General features: G+C 56.2%; 15 protein-coding genes. 2 read left to right on the top strand and 13 right to left on the bottom strand.

Annotated elements, in window-relative coordinates; genetic code table 11:
- Positions 1 to 161: 161 nt before the first annotated feature.
- The 6 genes from M5R41_13945 to M5R41_13920 form a co-directional block, all read right to left on the bottom strand.
- On the bottom strand, positions 162 to 1,205 hold the full coding sequence (locus tag M5R41_13945) for a methylated-DNA--[protein]-cysteine S-methyltransferase (GenBank protein ID MCZ7557497.1): 1,044 nt from the start codon (positions 1,203 to 1,205) through the stop codon (positions 162 to 164).
- A gap of 481 nt (positions 1,206 to 1,686) precedes the next feature.
- Positions 1,687 to 2,421 (bottom strand): hypothetical protein, encoded by a 735-nt coding sequence (locus M5R41_13940; GenBank protein MCZ7557496.1) that lies wholly within the window; start codon positions 2,419 to 2,421, stop codon positions 1,687 to 1,689.
- A 15-nt stretch (positions 2,422 to 2,436) separates the two neighbouring features.
- Positions 2,437 to 3,900 (bottom strand): hypothetical protein, encoded by a 1,464-nt coding sequence (locus M5R41_13935; GenBank protein ID MCZ7557495.1) that lies wholly within the window; start codon positions 3,898 to 3,900, stop codon positions 2,437 to 2,439.
- 57 nt (positions 3,901 to 3,957) lie between these two features.
- On the bottom strand, positions 3,958 to 5,412 hold the full coding sequence (locus tag M5R41_13930) for a GMC family oxidoreductase (GenBank protein MCZ7557494.1): 1,455 nt from the start codon (positions 5,410 to 5,412) through the stop codon (positions 3,958 to 3,960).
- Positions 5,412 to 5,915, bottom strand: coding sequence for a hypothetical protein (locus M5R41_13925; protein MCZ7557493.1), 504 nt, complete (start codon positions 5,913 to 5,915; stop codon positions 5,412 to 5,414). The genes M5R41_13930 and M5R41_13925 overlap by 1 nt, the downstream gene beginning before the upstream one ends.
- 82 nt (positions 5,916 to 5,997) lie before the next feature.
- Complete coding sequence (locus M5R41_13920) at positions 5,998 to 7,455, bottom strand: FAD-binding protein (protein ID MCZ7557492.1); 1,458 nt, start codon at positions 7,453 to 7,455, stop codon at positions 5,998 to 6,000.
- Positions 7,456 to 7,871: 416 nt separating this feature from the next.
- Here M5R41_13920 and M5R41_13915 point away from each other — a divergent pair, with 416 nt between their 5' ends.
- Positions 7,872 to 8,852 (top strand): hypothetical protein, encoded by a 981-nt coding sequence (locus M5R41_13915; GenBank protein ID MCZ7557491.1) that lies wholly within the window; start codon positions 7,872 to 7,874, stop codon positions 8,850 to 8,852.
- A gap of 310 nt (positions 8,853 to 9,162) precedes the next feature.
- Complete coding sequence (locus M5R41_13910) at positions 9,163 to 9,582, top strand: hypothetical protein (protein ID MCZ7557490.1); 420 nt, start codon at positions 9,163 to 9,165, stop codon at positions 9,580 to 9,582.
- Between the two features lie 56 nt (positions 9,583 to 9,638).
- On the opposite strand, the gene M5R41_13905 is transcribed toward M5R41_13910, so the two are convergent.
- The 7 genes from M5R41_13905 to M5R41_13875 all read right to left on the bottom strand — a co-directional run bounded on the left by M5R41_13905 (position 9,639) and on the right by M5R41_13875 (position 20,039).
- On the bottom strand, positions 9,639 to 10,883 hold the full coding sequence (locus tag M5R41_13905) for a hypothetical protein (protein MCZ7557489.1): 1,245 nt from the start codon (positions 10,881 to 10,883) through the stop codon (positions 9,639 to 9,641).
- 98 nt (positions 10,884 to 10,981) lie between these two features.
- Positions 10,982 to 12,529 (bottom strand): sodium/solute symporter, encoded by a 1,548-nt coding sequence (locus M5R41_13900; protein MCZ7557488.1) that lies wholly within the window; start codon positions 12,527 to 12,529, stop codon positions 10,982 to 10,984.
- A 39-nt stretch (positions 12,530 to 12,568) separates the two neighbouring features.
- On the bottom strand, positions 12,569 to 12,883 hold the full coding sequence (locus M5R41_13895) for a DUF485 domain-containing protein (protein MCZ7557487.1): 315 nt from the start codon (positions 12,881 to 12,883) through the stop codon (positions 12,569 to 12,571).
- Between the two features lie 543 nt (positions 12,884 to 13,426).
- Entirely contained in the window at positions 13,427 to 16,321 is a 2,895-nt protein-coding gene (locus tag M5R41_13890) for a DUF294 nucleotidyltransferase-like domain-containing protein (GenBank protein MCZ7557486.1), read from the bottom strand.
- Complete coding sequence (locus M5R41_13885) at positions 16,318 to 17,097, bottom strand: metallophosphoesterase family protein (GenBank protein ID MCZ7557485.1); 780 nt, start codon at positions 17,095 to 17,097, stop codon at positions 16,318 to 16,320. Before M5R41_13885 ends, M5R41_13890 begins: the two co-directional genes overlap by 4 nt.
- A 414-nt stretch (positions 17,098 to 17,511) precedes the next feature.
- Positions 17,512 to 19,788 (bottom strand): heavy metal translocating P-type ATPase, encoded by a 2,277-nt coding sequence (locus tag M5R41_13880; GenBank protein MCZ7557484.1) that lies wholly within the window; start codon positions 19,786 to 19,788, stop codon positions 17,512 to 17,514.
- Positions 19,785 to 20,039, bottom strand: coding sequence for a heavy-metal-associated domain-containing protein (locus M5R41_13875; protein MCZ7557483.1), 255 nt, complete (start codon positions 20,037 to 20,039; stop codon positions 19,785 to 19,787). Before M5R41_13875 ends, M5R41_13880 begins: the two co-directional genes overlap by 4 nt.
- Positions 20,040 to 20,112 lie beyond the last annotated feature (73 nt).

The raw sequence follows: 20,112 nt of genomic DNA, 5'->3' as shown, positions 1-20,112 counted from the left end.
ATCGACCACGTTTGAGGAGTTGGCTGTGACGCCTGTTTGCTGGATTACGCCGCGTGGAATATGAAGAAAAAATCCCTTGAGATCAAATGATCACGAATCTGTACTTGCATGGATGTACCCCTCCCGGTAGTCTATCCGTTCACCGTCTGCGAGCAGTAGTTTCAACTATGCTTCTTCTCGAAATCCAGCAACCAGCGCTTCCGATGCAGGCCGCCGCCGTAGCCGGTGAGGCTTCCGTCCGCTCCGATGACGCGGTGGCAGGGTATGATGATGCTGATGCGGTTCATACCGTTTGCGTAGGCCACGGCGCGCACGGCCTTGGTATTGCCGAGGGCCTCGGCCTGCTGCGCGTAGGAGCGCGTCTCCCCGTAGGGAATGCGCGTGAGAACGCGCCACACCGCTTCTTGGAATGGCGTCCCCGGTGCGTCTATGGTGACGGTGAAATCCTTCCGTTCGCCCGCGAAATACTCGCGCAATTCTCTCTCCGTCTGTTCGAGATGCCGGTTCGTCCCCGGCAGAATCACGGCGTTTTTATACCGACGCAGATCCAGAAATTCCCTCTCGAGCATGCGTCGGTCCGTGAATTCGAGTAGGCATAGTCCGTCGGCGCTCGCACCCGCGAACATCGGACCAATGGGCGTCGTCAACCGCACGATGGAAATGACCGCCGTGTTTTTCGTCCGCGTTGGCGCCGCCCCGAAAATGTCGCGATAGCGCTCCCCGAACCCGCTGAGCGAATCATACCCGCTGTCGAATGCCGCCTCCGTCACCGTCCCTCCCTCGCTGATGCGCTGATAGGCGGTGTTGATGCGCAGCATGCGTTGGTAGGCATGAAAGGTCATATTGTGATGCTTCAGGAACCAGCGCCGCAACTGACTGGGTTCGAGTCCCCTTTCCCGGATATCGGCATCCTTAATCCTATCGAACGGGTTATTCCTCACAAGGTTTATGATACCGCGTATGAAGTCCGGTGTTTCGTCCCGCCTTTCCATGGGTTTGCACAGCATGCAGGGCCGGTAGCCGCTGCGGAGGGCCTCCTGCGCTGTGGGGAAGAACTCGACATTTTCCGGTTTCGGTTTGCGCGCGCGGCAAGAGGGACGACAAAAAATACCGGTGGTCTTCACGGCGGTGATGAACACGCCTTCGTACATGGAGTCCCGCGTACCGATGGCGTCGTACATTTCTTCAAAAGTCAGAGTATTCATGATCGATCCTGCCTGCATGAGCTTTCACGTGCTGTACAATGCCTACGTGACAAGGTACATCGCATGACAAGTCCGGCACTACCGAAAAATGAACAAGCATGTTCTACTGGGGTATCGGCCAGGCGTCATTACCCGCGGAGCTGCTGTCCGGACCTGACCCCGATGCCAATCCTTTTCTGACTCATCCAATTCCCGTATACGGACATCCCTGCCGCGCGCACGGAGCAACGGAGCGCCATCTTCTGGAGTTGGATGAGGATTTTCACCTTCTCCTCAATCGGAAGACGGGCCAGGGTGCGCCAACGAGCGGCTTTTGCCTCGAAAATGTTCTCAATTTTGGGGTGTGTGCTGTCCATTCTGTCCTGCATTCACGCGCTCTTCCACTCAATGAATCTATGACTCTCCAGATGACCATCAAACGACACTCTTGCACCGACAACAGAAGCGGTCTTTCAAAAACAGGACGCCATTCGAATTCCGTTTATTTCAACAGTTCATGCCCAACCACATACGCCCCCGACAGCGAGGTAAGTCCCTGCTTTTCGTAATACTCGTGCCACCATTTCGCGGCCTGCCAGATGGCTTCGGGACAGCTCGCGCGGCTTTCGAGTCCGGGCGTGAGATCGAATCCCGCCGCGCCGAACACCACATCCAGCATCGCCGCGGAAGGGATGCCGTGATTCTCAAGCAACGGATTTCCCGTGCCCGCCACTCCCCAGGAAAACGCCAGCCAGCGCACCAGCAGGTCCATAGCGTCCAGGACGGCGCGCTGCATTTGAAAACGCCCAAGCGCGGACAGGACCTCTTTCGTTTCCACCGGGACATGCAATACGGCGATGTTCGGATACTGCGCGGCATCGGCGTACGCGGAGAGCTTGCCTTTCTGTACGGCGTTTGTGGGTGGGGGAAATCCCATGCCGCCCGGAGCTTCGAGACTGATCTCGTACACCTCGGAGGAGGCCAGCTTTTTTGCCCGCTTGCCGAGAAGCATGGCATGGGACCACGAACTGGGATACAGATCATGACGCACATGGGACTGTGCGACACGGAGGCGGAACGCTGCCGGACTTTTTCCGCCGACCAGCACAATAGTGCTTCTGTCATCCTCCGACATCACTCTACCGAGCCAGGAAATATTATCCTCGTCCTGCACTCTGGGAGTTTTCAGCAATCCCTTGCTGGGCGCTGACGCATTGGAGCTCAGAATATTGATCATCGTTTTCTCCTGCTGTTAATTCTGTCTGAGTTGAAATGGTCCGACAACGACCGGCTTCCCGAGAGTGCTGTCCCTGCTGATCGGAACGTAGGTTACGCGGAAATTCATGGAGGTGCCATTGCGGGCGAATTGCAGTAACGCTACGTGATTGCCGCGCTGTCCGTGCAGCATGTCGCAGCGGAAACGCTCTGCGAGCACATCGGAGGCCAGGAAATCCGGCGGCTTCGCGGCGTCCGAGTGCCGCGGCCAGGCTTTGGGTTTTCCGAAAAGCCGGCTGAACCACGCGCCCACCGCCGACACCTGATCGAAACCCACGGTCGTCACAAGCGACGTTGGCGAGGAGATGATTTCAAACACGGCGGTGCGGTTTGTACGGACGTCTCTCGTCTGCGTCACGCGGCCCCAGTGTACATCCCCGGTCAGACAGAAGGCCGGGAGTCCCGCGTCGGCCAGTCGAGCAAGTTGCCGCATCACCGGCGCATAGTCCGCGTAGTTGGGCAATTCGTAATCTGCCACGGCTCCCGCGAAACCTCCAACCGCTTCGCTATACAGGGATTGTCCGGATACGAACACCGGATAATCGCGCCGCGCAATTACCTCGTCCACCCAATCCGACATACGCTGCAGTGCGTCGGGATGCATGGTGCTCTCCCGCCCCTCTCCACGGAGCGATCGCATATCGGGAATAAAAAACGACAGCGGTGCAACATTCAGAGTGAACGGCTGCCGGAGTTCCGCAGGATAGGGAAGCTGAAATCCTTCATACATCGCCAGCGCCGCGCGCCTCCAGCGATTCCGTCCGTTAGCGGTGAGGGAATTCCCGATCATGGGACTGGGATGCGGATAGTTGTTCCAGTACTCGTGGTCGTCCGGCACCGATACGCTGGGCGCCGTGGCGAGTATCTGCGCATAGCCAGGACTCCCCTGCCAGTTCGCCGCGTAATCGCTTTCGAATTTCTGGGCGAGCCAGACCTCGTCGTCCGGAAAATTCCGCAGTGTCGGCAGATCGAGATACACCTGATCACCCATGAGGATTGAAAGATGCGGTTTCACTGTCACCGGAAGCTGCGAAACGATGCTTCCCGCCAAGCCCGCCGGATCTTCGTCCCGATGAAAACAAGAGACAAGCAGCACGTTGAACGTACCGTCGAGCAACGCGGGCACGCGGTCCGGCAGCGTGCGCACATTGATGCTCGCGCCGCTGCCGCCTGCATGCACGGCGATGGTGTACAGCGTATCCGGCTGCAGTCCGTTGAATTCATAGACTCCGCTGAATACGCGCCGCACACCGGATGGATTCACGCCGGGCGGCAGCATAGTGTTGTGTCGGACGCTGCTGAGGGGACGGAGCACGGTGGGCGTCACCGGGACGCTGTCCAAAAACCAGGTGAGCTGTGCTTCCGTGGTGGCCTGAAATGCACCGATCCATACGCGTATCCTGTCGGCGGGCGCTGCCCGGGGGTGAAGAATAATATTCATTTCGCGTGTTCTCCTTGCGTGTCATTCGTCCGTAGCGTTATCCGCGCGCAGGACTGCTTATCCGACAATCACCTTCGAAGCATAATGCGCCATGGCCATCACCGTGGCCTGGCAATTCGCCTTGATATTCGTGGGGAAGACGCTCGCATCCACGACGTATACGTTGCTGTAGCCATGCACCTTGAAACCGCAGTCCACCACGCCCTGCCGCGGATCGTCGCTCATGACATTCCCGCCCTGCGGATGCGCCGAACCCAGCAGCAAATCGTCCGGCGCCTTGATCCGCGCATCCAGAGCCGTAAGATCATTGACGCTAAGGAAATCAATACCCTCGTAGGTTGCGGGTATGACGCGCAGCGCACCCGCCGCGAAATAGATGCGCGCGAGGGTTTTGATGCCTTCCTTCAGTCCCGCGACATCCCGCTGCGAAAAAACCAGATCGATTTCCACATGACCCTTTTTGTTGATGCTGATGCGTCCCGTCGGATCCGTGGCCACCATGACGCCGGCCTGCGCGTAATGATTGTAGCGCTTCATTTTGCGATAATGCTCGTTGAACCAGCCGCTGATGCTGAGAGAAAAAACCGCCGGCGGTGTGAAATAAGATTCGACGAGATAATCCGGGCTTGCATGCGCCATGCAAGTGAGTCCGATATTGTCGAAGCCATCCAGCTGCATCGGTGCCTCGGCGGAGACCAGCACGCCGCCCAGCGCGTGAAAATGCAGACCTGTTCGACCGTTGGGATTGATGTTGCTGCGGAGTAATACCTCGCTCGAGCCGATGGCACCGGCGCACACTATCACTTTGCCGGCTTTGATGGTGGATGTCGCGTTGGGTGAAAAACTGTCGCCCACTCCGGAAAACTCCACCGTTTTCGCCTCACCGGCCTGATGCAGAATACGCACATCCCGTGCTCCGTCTATGATGTCCACACCGCGTTGCTCGGCCCAGGGCAGATAGGTAACCAGCATGGAGGTTTTGCGGTTGTAACGGCAGCCGAAATTGCACCAACCGCAGCCGATGCAGTCTTTGCGGTTGTGCTTGAGATATTCGGCCTGAATACCCAGGGCGCGGCAGCCCTTGAGAAAAAACTCCGAACCCGCGTTCGCCATCAGCGGATCGATGGGAACAACATGCAGCGCCCGCTCGATCTCCGCATACGCTGACAGCAGTGCCTGCTTGTCTACGAAGGCCTTGTGCTTTTCCCACTCCGGAAGCACCGCGTCGAGATCCGCGCGCAGCCAGATCGCGTTGTTGATGACGGTGGATCCGCCTACCGCCTGTCCTTGCGCGAACACCACATCGTTGTCCTTCGTGGTCTGCAAGCCGCCGTTTTTGTACACCCGCGCCATCATGTCCAATGTGTCGTGGGTAAAGGATTGCGGCTGCACACGCTTGCCTTTTTCCAGCACCGCTACGCGTATTCCAGGATTGTTCCTGATGGTCTGATACGCCATCACGCTGCCGGCGGCGCCGGATCCGATGATGACGACGTCGTACTCCGCCCGCATCACACACCTCCTTTCGGAAAAGGATCCGCATGAGCAAGCGGCGCCTGATCGAGCCGAATGAAGCGCGGACGCTCTTCCGCCGGCACATAGCCCGCCATGCGCGTTCCTTCCTCGCCATTGTAGTACCCGATACTCGCAAGCAGCTTCAGCGTGCGCGCGGCGTCTCGTGCGCCCGCACGCACGATGGCGATGACTTTGAACAAGCCCTTCGGGGTAATGATGCGCTCCACCACTTTCCGCCGTTCATGCAACGGCAATTTGCTGAAGCGCCCGAAGCGAAAGGCGAGAAAGAGCGGCATGTACCACGAGTCAATGGCATCGATGGCGAGACGGATTTGCTCGAGAGCGGGGGATTCGACGCGCGACAGGTAGGTATCCACCTGCTTCGCCGCGTTGACGGGATGTACCGCGGCTTCACCTCCCGTGTCTATCATCGTCTCGATAATCGCGACCAGACCTGCGAAATCCTCTCTGTCGAAGAACTTCGGTGTATAATCGCTCATCAGGCATCATCCTTTCTGTGCTGCATTCCCGAATATGCGAACAACGATTCCAGGGCTTTCCCGTTGTTTCGCCTCGGAAGATTCAAAGGCCCACACGACGCGAGAAATCGTTCGTGAATGTCCGGAACATGTTCAGCTGATTATGGACATCACGCCACCGGCCGATGCTGTCCGGATACATCTCGTTCAGTTGCTCCGGTGTGATGTGATTCACCTGCCCCCAGTGCGGACGCACCGCGTGCGCCTGCAGAGCCCATTCGATCTGCTCAAGAATCAGCGGCGTGTCCTTGACGCCGCGCAACCCGATCACCTCCAGCATGCAGGTGTCGCGCCCATACATCGGAGACAGCAATGCGCGGGTGGCCTTAACGAAGCGCACGGCCACAGGCACGGTGAGATACCGCTTCTTCTCGCGCCCGATACGCTCGGCCACCTCCATCAGGCGGTCTATAGCCGCTATCCAGGTATCGTTTTCGACCGGAATCGCGTACTCGGCGGAAAACACCCGAATCTCGTTTGCATCCCCGATGTGAAAGACTTTGAAGCTTTGCTCGGTGTATTCATCATCTCTGAGCGCATCGATGGCGCTGTTCAGGGTGTTCTTGATTTTTGAAGGCCAGAAGATGGAAAGCAGCTTGACCCACCAGGCCGAGACATCGAGCACCGCTTTGTACTTGATGTAAATGCTCCGCTCTCTGTTACCGGGTCTGTCCGTCTCCACACGGGTCGTGACCAGACAACGATTGCTGCCGTCCACCTTGTAGGGATTGAACAGCAATTCGTAGTGTTCCGGCATGGCGTAGATCTTTCCGTCACGCAATTGTTGCTTCACCGCCTGCCACGTGCTGACCGTACGGGTCTCCTTCAGCAAAAAGGCCTCGCGGACTTCAAGAACCACCGAGTAGATGATACCGAGGCATCCCACGCCGACAATTGCTGCGTAGAACCAATCGTCGTTCTGCACCAATTCATGTGTTTCGCGATCGGGATGTGACGAGGCATAGGCGGCAGGGTTCGTGAGCGCCATGCCCGAGGTCTGCGAGGGTTCGATGCGCCATACCTTGCCGCGGCAGGATACGATTTCCATGGACTTGATGAAATCGCTGAGCGGCGGATAGGCAATGCCGGAACCATGCGTGGAGGTGGAAGTGACGCCGCAAATCGTTTGTCCATCGTAGCCGCCCAGATTCATCAACGCGAGACCACGAGAATGCAGAGCCGCGTTGAGTGCGCGAATGGTGATGCCGGACTCGACATGTACCAGAAAACGCTTCGGAATGGTCGTCGGATCGTTCAGGAGATAGTGATCAATGTCCAGAATGCGCGTGAGCTTATCCGGAAAAACCAGATAGTCGTCTGTTCTCGCAACGTCAGACCACGAGTGCGCCGATCCGACGGCGCGGACCGTCTTGCCACTGCCCTCCGCGATCCTGATAATCTCGGAAATATCCTCCCGGCTTTCAGGCCAGAAGCTCAATTCGGGTACCGATGATTGCGTTTCTCCCCAGTTTTTCCAGGGGCGGTGTGATTCCGTTCGCATATTCTATATGTCTTTCACTTCCTGGTGTTTGAAATAGCGTCGTCCCGCGACGGGCAAAAAAATACCGTTCGCGTGCCCGTGATTCATTGCGTCTTGTGGACGCCATAATGTGCTTCTCTTCAACCGGGAATTGTGTGTGGATAATAGAAATTATCGAAGCAAATGTCAATACTGTTCGAAGATCGGACGCTCAAGCCAAATATCCCGTGGCCTGAAGGTATGACTCCACTGTAGTTCGTATGATTATTCCACTTTTGGATGCGCCGTGGCAGGAACAATACAAGAACCGCAACGGTACAATTTGACTTTGCCGGACCGGCCCCTGCACCCCTCGCGATGATCGGTGCAGAGGATTTCCGATCTGATCTTCATGTGAGAGAAACATCCCAGCAACGCTTCACAGCCAGGAGATGACTATGAAAAACATACATGCTCTCGCCGCAGTCTTTTCACTACTGCTTGTATCGACCTTCGCTCCCGGGTGTTCGAATGATTCTCCGCTCGAGCCGTCCTCAGCCGATGAGCAATATTTCCAGCGCGTCGTGTCGGGGAATGACGAGGAAACCCGCGATCTGTTTACAAGCGACATCGAAGCTCTCAACGAAAGCGCCGATTTCAACCTCCTGGGTTCCACATTCAGGAAGGAAATCGCGGCGCTCGGCCCAATCACACCAATCAAATTCGGTCGCTCGATCAGGAATGTGAGCCGCTCCATCATCGGTCCCGCGACGATGCAGGGCGATAGCATTGCTCTCGTCCACACACAAATCATCATTACCGGTGACTTTGTGGTGAAAGCCGTAACCCCTTCGGGAATAGTCACCCTGCGTAAGCCATTCACGGAAACGTTGTATCGCAACCTCCGCTTCGTGCGTGTGTGGGACGATGACGGTCGCAAACGGGATGACGACAGAGATTTATTCAAATGGAAACTCGCGGCTGTCTCCGTTATCAACGGCGGTACCGTTCCACCATCTTCCGTATTCCAGTCCGTTGAGCTCATCACTGCGAAGGACACCTTCACGGTCACGAATCCGGATGAATATTTTATGGCTTCGAAGCATCCGTGGAAGGTGAAAATGCCAAAACTGAAGGATAAACCCATCACCGTCCGCGTCACCCTCATCAGCAATAGTCCCGATCCGGAAGACGTCGCGCTGCATCACCTCGTTGCAGAGAGCGGATTGCGCAAGCAGATGTTCACGCTCGTGTCGGAGTCTGACGTTGCCGGGCTGTTCACACGTGTATATGAACGTACATGGTATTCGAAAATCAAGGCTAAAAAGAAGTACGGACATCTGGTCGTGAGCGCTCTCTCGAATGCTTCTGTTCATGACGACGATACACAGTTGTACGCAAGCACGATCTGGGGCATCCCGTATCTACCGAATGAGTAGCCGTGCAATAGTGTTCATCGCTGAATGGCCCGTCTCTTTTTCGGAGATGGGCTATTTGTGTATCGGGCAACCTTTACTCGGGCGATAGCTCCGACGAGTTGAGAAGATGCATTTTCGCCTCGAATAAGCTCCACAAAACGTCGATGCCCCCGGCACTAGTTGACGAGATCCTCTATCACTCACGGATTCGACTCCTCTCTGCCCGAATCGGAACGAGCACCTCGCACACGTTCAATCAGCGTTTGCCAATCCTCTTGCAGTCTATCGGCACGATTCGTACAATGCTTCTACACTACTCTGGACACGACCAATGCGATTTCGCTGCACGACCGGGTTCGTATTTCTTTTATGCCTCCCCTTTTTTGTCAGCGCCCAACGCGTGACCGACGCAAAGAACGTACATATCGTTTCCATCCACTCCGATGGGCGTATTCTATCACCGATGAATGTGTTGCTGGGACGCTTCACCGAGACCGACAGATTGATCACCGGCCGGAATGAGACATTACTCCGTATTGACCGGGAAGGGAAGGTATGGTCGCTCCGCAACATGCTGCTCGGTCGCGTCGACAGAGATGGACGAGTGTACGATGCGCGCAACCGCCTGCTCGGAAAGGTCTTTCCCGACGGTCGCCTGGTCGACAGCAGTAACATGCTGCTCTGCACCGGCAAGGGCATCCGGCCTGCATGGCTGGCTGTCTGGCATTGGTGGGTGAAAAACGAGCTGTAGCCCCGAGTGGGGCTACATGCTGTCTTTCCGAAAATGCGTTACAAGATGCCCGATTATCAAAAGAAGTAGAACACAGCTCCGAGTACGCGCGTATTGGCAACGGAAACGGGATCTTTGACTATTCCCTTATTGCTATCCTCCGCTATGCCGTATGCGGCACCGGTGTATTCCACTTCGGCTGCGAAGCGCACCTTTCCCGTCGTGTACTGCACGCGCGGCGCAATGCGGTAGAGATGGTCGATGGTAATACCGCGGGAGTAGTAGGTTCCCGTGATATTGTCTTTCGCTCCAAGATTTTGCGAATACCCCGCGAATACCGCGACCTCCACTTCCTTGCCGTACGACAGTTCGCCCCACACGGAATAGCAGCCGATGCCGGTGTACTCCATAGCTCCGGTCGAGGCGTCTTCTGATTTGACGGCATACCCGCCGAGCATCAACAGATCTGCAAGATTTTCTCCGTATACCCCTTCGAGTTTCACTGTCACCGGCGCCAGATCAATTTTTGCGTACGCAATTGCCGCCATGGTGCCGATGCTTTCGTCCGCTTTGTCGCTGGTGGAGGTGATAAGCCGGGGTGTCAGAATTTTATAATCCGCTCCGGCGCCGAACAGATGTTCCCCGCTTTTAAATTGCGCCTGTACATGCATATCCGGAAGCACGGAGTTTCGCAGATAGGCAGAGGAAAGCACCGCTTTCCCCGTCCCGTCGGGTCCGTAGCTCTGGAAATCACGCTGTGATGCCGCCGCAACCATCAGTTTCAGTCCGCCGAATGATTGAGTAAAACGCACCTGCGGATTGCGCGAAAAGGGCTGGAAGGGTGCGCCGGTGTTGAAGGACACAACGCCGGGAAACATTTCCGCTATGAACATCGGGTGCCAGGTTTGACCAAGCAGCAGCGAGCTGCTCTCCCAGTCCAGTTCTACGAAGGCGTGACGCAGCCGAAATCCGTTTATGTCGCCTTCACTGTGACCAAAAAATTCACCCTCTACCGCGCCCGATGTCCTGGCTCCGAGAGCGTCGGGCCCGGTGATTTTTCCGTGAAGGCGTGTCTGTATCGAGAGCATGTTGAAGCTCGGACTTTCATTTATGTCGCGGTTGTCGCGGCTTTTCAATTCTGGAGCCGGGTAGAGTAAAAAGTGCCCTTCCCGGAGATTCACGGTCTGACGTGAGTCGAATATAAGGTCGGTTTTTGCGAAACCGGAAAACTCAATGCCAAAGGTTTTCGTCTCCTGCTGCGCATGCAATTCCGGTATTGCGAATGCGAGAGTCAGGAGTGCAAGACAAAGCGTCCGTCTCATGTACTGCTCCTTGTGCGTTGTTGAAGATCTTCCACGTACGGACCGACGGCCTGTGCCGCCGGTCCGTTGCGTCGGAAACACTGTGCTGCTGCGCGCAATTATTCTGCGCCGATGCCGAGATACGTGCGCAGTTTCTCATCCTCGAATTTGTCCTGCGCTTCCTTTTCCTTCGTCAGAAGTGAGACGACAATTCCGACGAGAAACGATGCGGTCATGGAAAACAACGCGGGATTTTTTAGTGGGAATACCGCCTCTTCGTAGTGGAGAATATCCACCCACACAGTCGGACTGAAAAAGATCAGTATGACCGCCAGGCCGGCACCCGTGAGAATACTCCACACAGCACCTTGCGTTGTGTATTTTTTCCAGAGGATGGACATTACCAGTGAGGGGAAGTTGGCGCTGGCAGCGATGGCGAAGGCCAGACCGACTGTGAAGGCAACGTTCTGTCCTTTGAATACCAGACCGAGCAAAATGGCGAGAGCACCGATGCACAGCGTTGCGATCTTCGCTACGCGCACCTCTCCCGCTTCGTCCGTCTTGCCGCTCTTGAATACACTGACGTACAAATCGTGCGACAATGTCGAAGCACCGGAAAGCGTCAGGCCCGCCACAACGGCGAGAATCGTCGCGAACGCCACTGCCGCGATGAATCCGAGGAACAGCTGTCCACCCACCGATTCCGACAGCAGCAGAGCGGCCATGTTTCCACCCTTGTCAACACCGGTGATGATGTCGTGTCCGACGAGTACCATGGCGCCGAAGCCGATCACGAAGGTGAGAATATAGAAGTAACCGATGAAACCGGTGGCGACGAACACCGACTTCCGCGCCTGCTTGGCATCCGGAACGGTGAAGAAACGCATGAGAATATGCGGTAAACCTGCCGTACCCAGAATAAGTGCGATACCGAGGGAGATAGCATCCCATGGATTGGTGACGAATCCGCCGGGTGCAAGTACCGCGTCGCCATACTTCAACGATGCCTGATTGAAAAGTTCGATCGGATTGAAATTGAAATGAGCCAGGGTGATGATGACGAGGAAGGTCGCGCCTCCCAGAAGCAGTACCGCTTTGATGATCTGTACCCAGGTCGTCGCGAGCATGCCTCCGAACAGGACGTACATCACCATCACGAGCCCGACGATGACGACAGCCGATTCGTACGGTAATCCGAACAGAATCTGTATCAGCGCACCCGCACCGACCATCTGCGCAATAAGATAAAAGATGATGGTCATCAGCGAGCCGATGGACGAAGCCACCCGTACGGGTTTCTGCCGCAGTCTGAACGCAACGACATCGGCAAAAGTGAACTTCCCGAGGTTGCGCAGCGGTTCGGCTATCAGAAACATGACCAGCGGCCAACCGACCAGAAAACCGATGGAATATATGAGTCCGTCATAGCCCTTCAGCGCCACCATGCCGGCGATGCCGAGAAAAGAGGCCGCGCTCATATAATCACCGGACAGTGCCAGGCCGTTCTGAAAACCCGATATGCTTCTGTCCGCCGCATAGAATTCGGATGTGGTTTTTGTGCGCTTCGCGGCCCAATAGGTGATCCCCAGTGTGATCGCCACGAAACAGAAGAAAATGATGATGGAGGCGATGTTCGCCTGCCCGAGAGTGGTCTGAAACGTTTCCAAATCGCTCTTCCTTTTGTTGGTTTCTGACTGTCGTGACGGTTACATATCGGAAATCTGCTTCCGCAGTTCGCGGACGCTTCTGTCGTAGCTGTTGTTCGCCCAGCGTGTGTACACACCGGTCAGCAGCCAGGCGAATACGATGACGCCGATTCCGATGGGTAATCCGATCGTCACATGCTCGCCGATTTTGTTCGCCAGAAACTCCTTGTTGAACGCGATGGTCAGAATGAAGCCGAAATATACGACCAGCATGATGATCGTCAGCGTCAGCGAAACCGAGACGCGCTTCCGCACCAGCGCCCTGAACCGCTCCGACTCGAGGATGGTGCGCACATCTTCCTGCTTGATGCTCATAAGAGTACCTTATCCTGTGGTGATGGATGGAAATGCGGCGTGAAGAATCCATGACGCGTCTATGGATACAGTGCCGCGAAAGGTGCGGTCGCTCTTCTGCAGGCCCCTCGCGCGGAGGGATAGACCAATGCGGAGGGTTCCAGGTGCTTCAGTGATGAGGGCCTTATTATCCTATTATTTCAGCGGGATAACGATGTTGTCGTTACGCGCTGTCTGGCATGGATTGTGAAAAAATACTCAAATACCATCGCTCCCGCAACTGTGTCAGGAAAGCCTGGAAATCCCGCGGCTGCGTCACTCCGCGTCCGTATGGCCATCATGGAGATGTCGGTCTTTTTCACAATGGATGCTATCAGCAGCGGCAAGACAAAACCAACCACGATTGACGCTCGACAGTCCCTCCGACTTCGCTCATGGACCGGCCTCAGGCGGATGCGGCGGACAGCGTACCGGCCCCTGGTTCGCTTCCTTTCACTCTTCACTTTTCCCGCGCACACCCGCAATGCCAATCCTTCTCCGACTCCCGTCTCCACCCTCTCCGGATCAGGTCTGTACGGTTCCTCTGAAATCCAGACTGAGCTTCTTCTGGAAATCGTCGATTTGCGACAGCACACGCTTGAGCACCAGTTTCTCTGTTTCCGAAAGTTCCTGCGTATGCAATTTGTTGTCCGGGGTGGCATTGTCCGCGAGCCGTCGCGCCTGATGCTGATAACGCAATGTCAACAAAAACGCGTAGGCGTAGGTCATGTCGCGAACACCCGCGGCGGACAGCACGTCCTTTTGCCGCAGTGCCCGCATGCGTTCCAGCGTATTGCTTTGCGGCAGTTTGTGCCGCAACGCGTAAATGCGTGCGAGATCGACGAGCGGTAGCATGGCGGATTTGATGTCGAGCAACTCCACCGCCTTGAACTGCCAGCTTGGTGGTTTGATCTTTAACGCATTCTGCGTCAGATACACGAAGAACGCGTTGTTCCCGGAGGTCACGCGTCGGAGATAGTCGCGCAATTCGTCGGTCAGCGCCTCCTCGCCGTAGACATGCCGAAAATCAAAGAAGATGTTCACCTCCAGTAAATCCTGCGGATTGGCGGTGTTCACCCAATCCCGGAAGTGGTCCTTCCAGCCGCGCAGCGAAGTACACCATCGGGGATTCTTCGCCATCACCTCTCCCTTGCAAAAATCGTAACCCACATTGTCAAGTGCACCGCAGACGAAAGTCCCCAGCCGCAGAAAATAGTCCTTCACCGCCGCATCGGCTGACTCTTCCGTATCGGCGTAGATGATGGCATTGTCCTGATCGGTCGCCAGTGTCTGCTCACCGCGGCCCTCGCTGCCCAGCGCTATCAGCGCAAAAGCCAGCGGTGGTTCTCCCAATTCAGCTATAGCCAATTGCACGATTCGTGCACGAATGCTGTCTGAAATCAAGGTTGTGGCTTGTGCTATGGTTTCAACACCTGCGCCGCTCTCGATGAGCATACGCACATACATCTGGAGCTGCTCGCGGCATTGTCTGATTTCCGGGATGCTCTCGGCCTGCTTCACGCGCTGGAGGAAATACAGTTGATTGCGCACGCCTGCGGTGAGCAGCTCTTTCACCGCCACGCTCCCCACCAGTGCACCGTTCTCATCCTTAACACCGAAATAGGGTACGTCCTTCTCCAATGACGCGTCGAGTACATCGAACACCGTTGCGCTCGATCGCACGGTCTGTATCGGCGCCTGCATCACCTGATAGACAGGTACATCCATATTCTCTGATGCGAGTATGTACCGTTGCACCGCGTCCCCATCGACATACCCAATTAGAGTACCTTCCCCGCTCGTCACCATCATCATATCAACTCTCATGCGATCCATGACCCGCACCACTTTGCCGAGGGGCTCACCCATGTCACAGCTTCGCAATGCACGGACGAAGGAAGAGACGGGCTGCCCGAGCTGTACGAGCGGCATCTGCAGATCCGTCATCAGCTTCCCGGCGACACGCTCAGTGCGCTGTACTTCCGAGACGTCCTCGGCCAGACAATCGCAGTACCGCCGATCACCGCTTTCATCCCGCACAACAACCACCGACAGGGAGAGCGTCAATGCGTTGCCATCCACTTTGCGGCAACGCAGTATCCTATTCGACACGAAACCGTGCACATCAAGATCCGCTTCAAGCGCCGTGAATTGATGGCTCTCGTCCAGCAGTCCGCGCATGTCGGCGGATTGTACATCTTCCTGATTGCCGAAGCCGAACATCGAACACGCAGCGGCATTTGCCTCCACGAAGCGCATGTCCCCGCCTGCTTCCGTCCGGAACACCCCCAGAGAAAGTCTGTTGGTCAGCGCCAAAAAACGCTCGCGGCTCTCATCGAGTTCGGTGACGATTTGCTTGTGATGCCGAATATCCTTGACGATGACGACCAGACCCTGCTTGCCGAACAGTTGCACCGGAGACGGTGTGAGCAGCACTGGGGTATCCGCGCCATTTTTCGTTTTGAGCGTGCTCTCGATATGAAGGTGCTCAAGGTCGAGCGGGGAGGTGTTGCCGCTCAGGCCCAGGATCTGCGCATCCGTCAGTGACGGAAACATGCTTTTCAGATCCAACTTCCGCGCTTCTTCTTCCGTGTAACCCAGCATGCCTTGCAGTGTGCGATTGCAGAACACCTGCCCGTCGTCGAGCACCATGAGCAAGCCCTCGGTGCTGGCTTCGACCAGAGCTTCATAGCGTTCCTTCGCTTCGCGGAGATTGCTCTCCGCAAGGTAACGCCTGCGCTCGCTGCGCAGGTTCTGCACGGCCATGAACAGCAACAGCAGCGCTGTCGCCACGGTGATCCATAGGGAAATGGTGACGATGTTGCTCTCGAGACCCGCAATTTCCGCCTTCACATCCTCGATGTATATCCCCGTTCCGATAATCCAGCCCCAGGGTTTGTAGGGTCTGACGTACGAAAGCTTCGGCACGATGCGCGTGGAGTCGTCCTTCCACTGCCAGGTATAATCCACGAAGCCCTCGCCATCACGTTTGACAATGGCGACCATCTCCACAAACAATTTTTTACCCCGCGAATCCAGAAAATTGCTTAAATCGCTGCCGTTCAGCTCTTCCCTGAAGGGATGCATGATCATCACGGGTTGAAAATCCGTGATCCAGAAGTAGTCCTTCGACTCATCGCCGTAGCGTAGGTGGCGGATTTGCTCTATCGCGCGCCGACGTGCCTCATCGTCCGACATTCGCTGTTGCTGTGCCGCCCGGTGAAAATGATCCGCGACATGCCAGGCGCTGTTGATGAGCTCCTTCGTCATCTCGCGCTTGCGGTCCATGATAATCGTCTCAAAGCGTGGGATGATGATCTGATACAAGGAGACCATGAACAGCACCATCGTCAGCAGGGCGGGCAACACGATTTTAAGGAGATACGTCCGGTTCACGAGCCAGAAGGATTGCGCTTTCATCGGAACCCCGCACGATTGGTTTTTCTTGATTGCAAAGGAATGGCCTCGATCTCCTGCTGTCCGGTATCGAGGATCAGCACACCGTTGGCGCGGCTGGTGTTTGCTATGCAGGGACAAACAATCCACTGCCGCGCGTCTCCGGTGGCATGAGCGCCGAAGGGAAGTAGTGTAATCTTCTTTTCGTCCGCAAGCACACAGCCCTCCGGATGTCCATGTCCCGAGAAGCTCAGCGTACAGCCATGAGACGCGGCGAACAGCAGATGCTCACGCATATCCCGCGCCCGCTTCGGCCAGTCGATGGTGGATCCGGAACAATCGGGATAGTGGTAATGCGAGAGAAACATCTTGTTCCCGCTCAAGTCCAGGACGTGATACTCGGGCAGCGTCCGCAGGTACTCGCGGGATTCTTCGGACAGAAAATGCGGCAGCTCGCTGTCTTCGTACAGCCATACACGGTTGCGCGAGCGCTTCGCGCGTACGTCATAATCGAGCGCGTACCAGTCATCCCCGTAATCGAAGCCCGCGGATAGCTTCGGCAGCCGTCGCACCGCGAACAGGTCATGATTGCCCGCAACCACCACAATGCAGTGCTCGCGCACCATGGCGATGCAGCGATTGGCGTCGCGTCCCGAAATATTGCGCTGAAACGGCAGCGTAAAACCAACGATATCCCCGAGACACACAATGGCGTCGCAGTTACGTCGCTCGAGCAAGGTGAGTCCGTCCCGCAGACTTTCCACGTCCTCGTGAATATCGCTGATAAAACCGATAAGCATTATCCGAGCGCCTCGGTACTGGTATGTCGCATGCCGTCCGCGTTCAGCGGATGGATTACTCTTCAGTTCTCACTTCGAAAGTACGCAAATCCCGGCGGAAATCCCTTTGCCCTTGCACTCCCCCGCATGTGGATCGTCCTGTTGTGTGTACACACCATCAGCTGGAGGCTGATCACACGCCAGTTCATTTCCTGGGTGATATCAGGGAACCGGTGGTTTCGGCTCCGCTCAACCACCGGTATACCGGTCCCTGTGCGGAGTTGATGCGCCGCTCATCACCCGAGTGCCGATCCCTGAGCGGAGTCGAAGGGCCGGCTCCTATTGAAAATACCGCGCAGCGGAGCCAATCCACTGCGCGGTATTGAGTGTCGGAAAATTGAACTCGTCCGCGGAACTGATGCCTCCCTCAATGATTCAACCTATCGCCGCCCGTCGCAAACGCAGCGAGTTCGATACCACGCTCACCGAACTTATTGCCATCGCGGCGGCGGCGTACATGGGATTCAGCAAGCCAAACGCGGCGATGGGAATACCGACTATGTTGTAGATGAACGCCCAGAAGAGATTCTGCTTGATCGTACGCACGGTTGCACGCGAGAGCCGTATCGCCTCACCGATTCCGATCAGATCGCTGCGCATCAGCGTGATATCGGCGGTTTCCATGGCGACGGCGGTGCCGTTGCCCATGGCAATACCGACGTCCGCCTGCGCCAGAGCGGGAGCATCATTGATGCCGTCGCCAACCATCGCAATCACTGCGCCTTCGCGCTGAAGCTTGCGGATCTCATCGGCTTTCCCTCCCGGGAGAACTCCGGCGATCACGCGATCAATTCCGGCTTCCCGCGCGATGGCCTCGGCGGTTTGTTGATTATCACCAGTGATCATAATGACCTCAATGTCGATTTCACGCAGTTGCGCAACAGCCTGTCGGGAAGTCGGCTTAATGGTGTCCGCGACGGCAATCAGTCCCGCAATTACGCCATCTATGGCAATATGCACGGCCGTCGCGGCACGAGTTGCGATGGCTTGCGCTTCGGCCTCAGCGGCTTCGGTAGATATGACCCAGTCCTTCATGAATGCTGCGTTGCCGATAATCACGGTATGGTCGCCCGCGACAGCTGTCAGACCAAGCCCGCTATATGACTGGAAGCTGTCAATTGGCAGGAGATCGATTTTCTTCTGTTTCGCGTACTCGACAATTGCCTGTGCAATGGGATGTTCCGACCTTGCCTCAACCGATGCCACGAGCGAGAGCAGCGAATCTTCATTCATCTCGCCGAACAGTGATACCGCAGTAACCGAAGGGGAACCCGTGGTCACCGTTCCGGTTTTGTCCAGGACCACAATGTTAATGTTGTGGGCGCGTTCAAGACTCTCCGCATTTTTTATCAGAATACCTCTCAAAGCACCGGATCCGGTTCCAACCATAATGGCGGTCGGAGTTGCAAGCCCGAGTGCGCAGGGGCAGGCGATGATCAGCACGGCGATGAAATTGATCATCGCCACTGTGACGGGAACGCCGCCGATGAAATACCATCCGGCAAATGTGAGCAGCGATATCCCGAGCACAACCGGGACGAAAACACCGGCTATCTTGTCGGCCAAAAGCTGAATCGGTGCTTTCGAGCCCTGCGCTTCTTCGACAAGCCGGACGATTTGAGCGATGACGCTTCTCTCGCCAATCGCCGTCGCCTGAACTTCAAGGCTTCCATTGGAGTTCACGGTGCCGCCCGTCACGGTATCGCCCGCACGTTTTTCAACAGGCATGCTTTCGCCGGTGATCATCGCTTCGTTCACCGCGCTTGTCCCTGCCACGATCAGGCCGTCCACCGGGATATGTTCACCCGGCCTGACAAGCACCACGTCACCCTGCCGGACCTCGCGAAGCGGCACATCGTTAATAGCATCGCCACGTTTGACGTGCGCGATTTTCGGCTGCAGCCCGAGCAGCGTGCGCATCGCGTCCGTCGTCTTGCGCTTCGCCCGTGCCTCCATCAGCCGGCCAAGCAGAATCAGGGTGATAATGGTCGACGCGGTGTCGAAGTAGATATGCTCCATCGGATTCTCGATCGGCAGCCAGTGCGGAAAGAGGGTGACGATGGCGCTGAACACGTATGCCGTGCCCGTTCCGATGGCCACAAGACTGTTCATATCCGCCGATCCATGCCGCGCCAGTCGCGAGGCAATGCTGAAGAATCTCTTCCCCGGTCCGAACATCACCACGCTGGTCGCAATCAGCAGAAAAGTGTTGATCTCCTGCATTCCGACGGGCACGGCGTTCATGAACCATGGGGACATGCTCACCATGCTTATGAGCATGACGGGCACTGAAAGAACCGCACTGAGTTTCAAATCCCGCTTCAATTTGACATAGGCTGCAGCCTGTGGATCGGAATCCGACGCCGCTCCTTTGTGCTCGATGTCGACGATATGATGCGGCTCCGTCTCCCTGGGAGTTATCAGGGTGTACCCGGCTGCCTCTACCGCCGTAGCGATGGCGGGTAGATCTGTAACGTCGGGATCGAAGGAGAAGCTGACTTTTTCCGTTGCGAGATTCACGCTTGCGGATTCGACTCCAGGGAGCTGCCCGATGGCTTTTTCAACGCGCACAACACAACTCGCGCAGGTCATTCCTTCTACCGGCAATGTGTACGTGGCGGGAACCGTGCTTGTTGTTTCGTTGGTATTCATTTCCGTATTTCCTTTCCATGACCGGGGCTGTCCTGGTTTTCTTCATTGATTTCAAGTACGCTGTAGCCTGCCGCTTCAACCGCTCGTCGAATTTCCTCTTCTCCTGCGATAGCGGGATTGATACGCAGCGCCGCGTGTCCGATTGTCACCTCATCCACGAGCACACCCGGAACCTTGGCCAATTCCTTCCGGATGCTCATGATGCAGTGATTGCATGTCATGCCGTGTATGTTCACTGTGATTGATTTCATGGTATTGCCTTTCGTCGCTTGTTGAGTTGTTACTGTATTTCCTGTGTGTAAGCTAACTGATCCATCGTGCAGA

The sequence above is a fragment of the Bacteroidia bacterium genome (genome assembly GCA_027493955.1).
Classification (GTDB): Bacteria; Bacteroidota; Ignavibacteria; order SZUA-365; family SZUA-365; genus JAOSJT01.
This window is presented reverse-complemented; position numbering and strand designations above follow the sequence as displayed.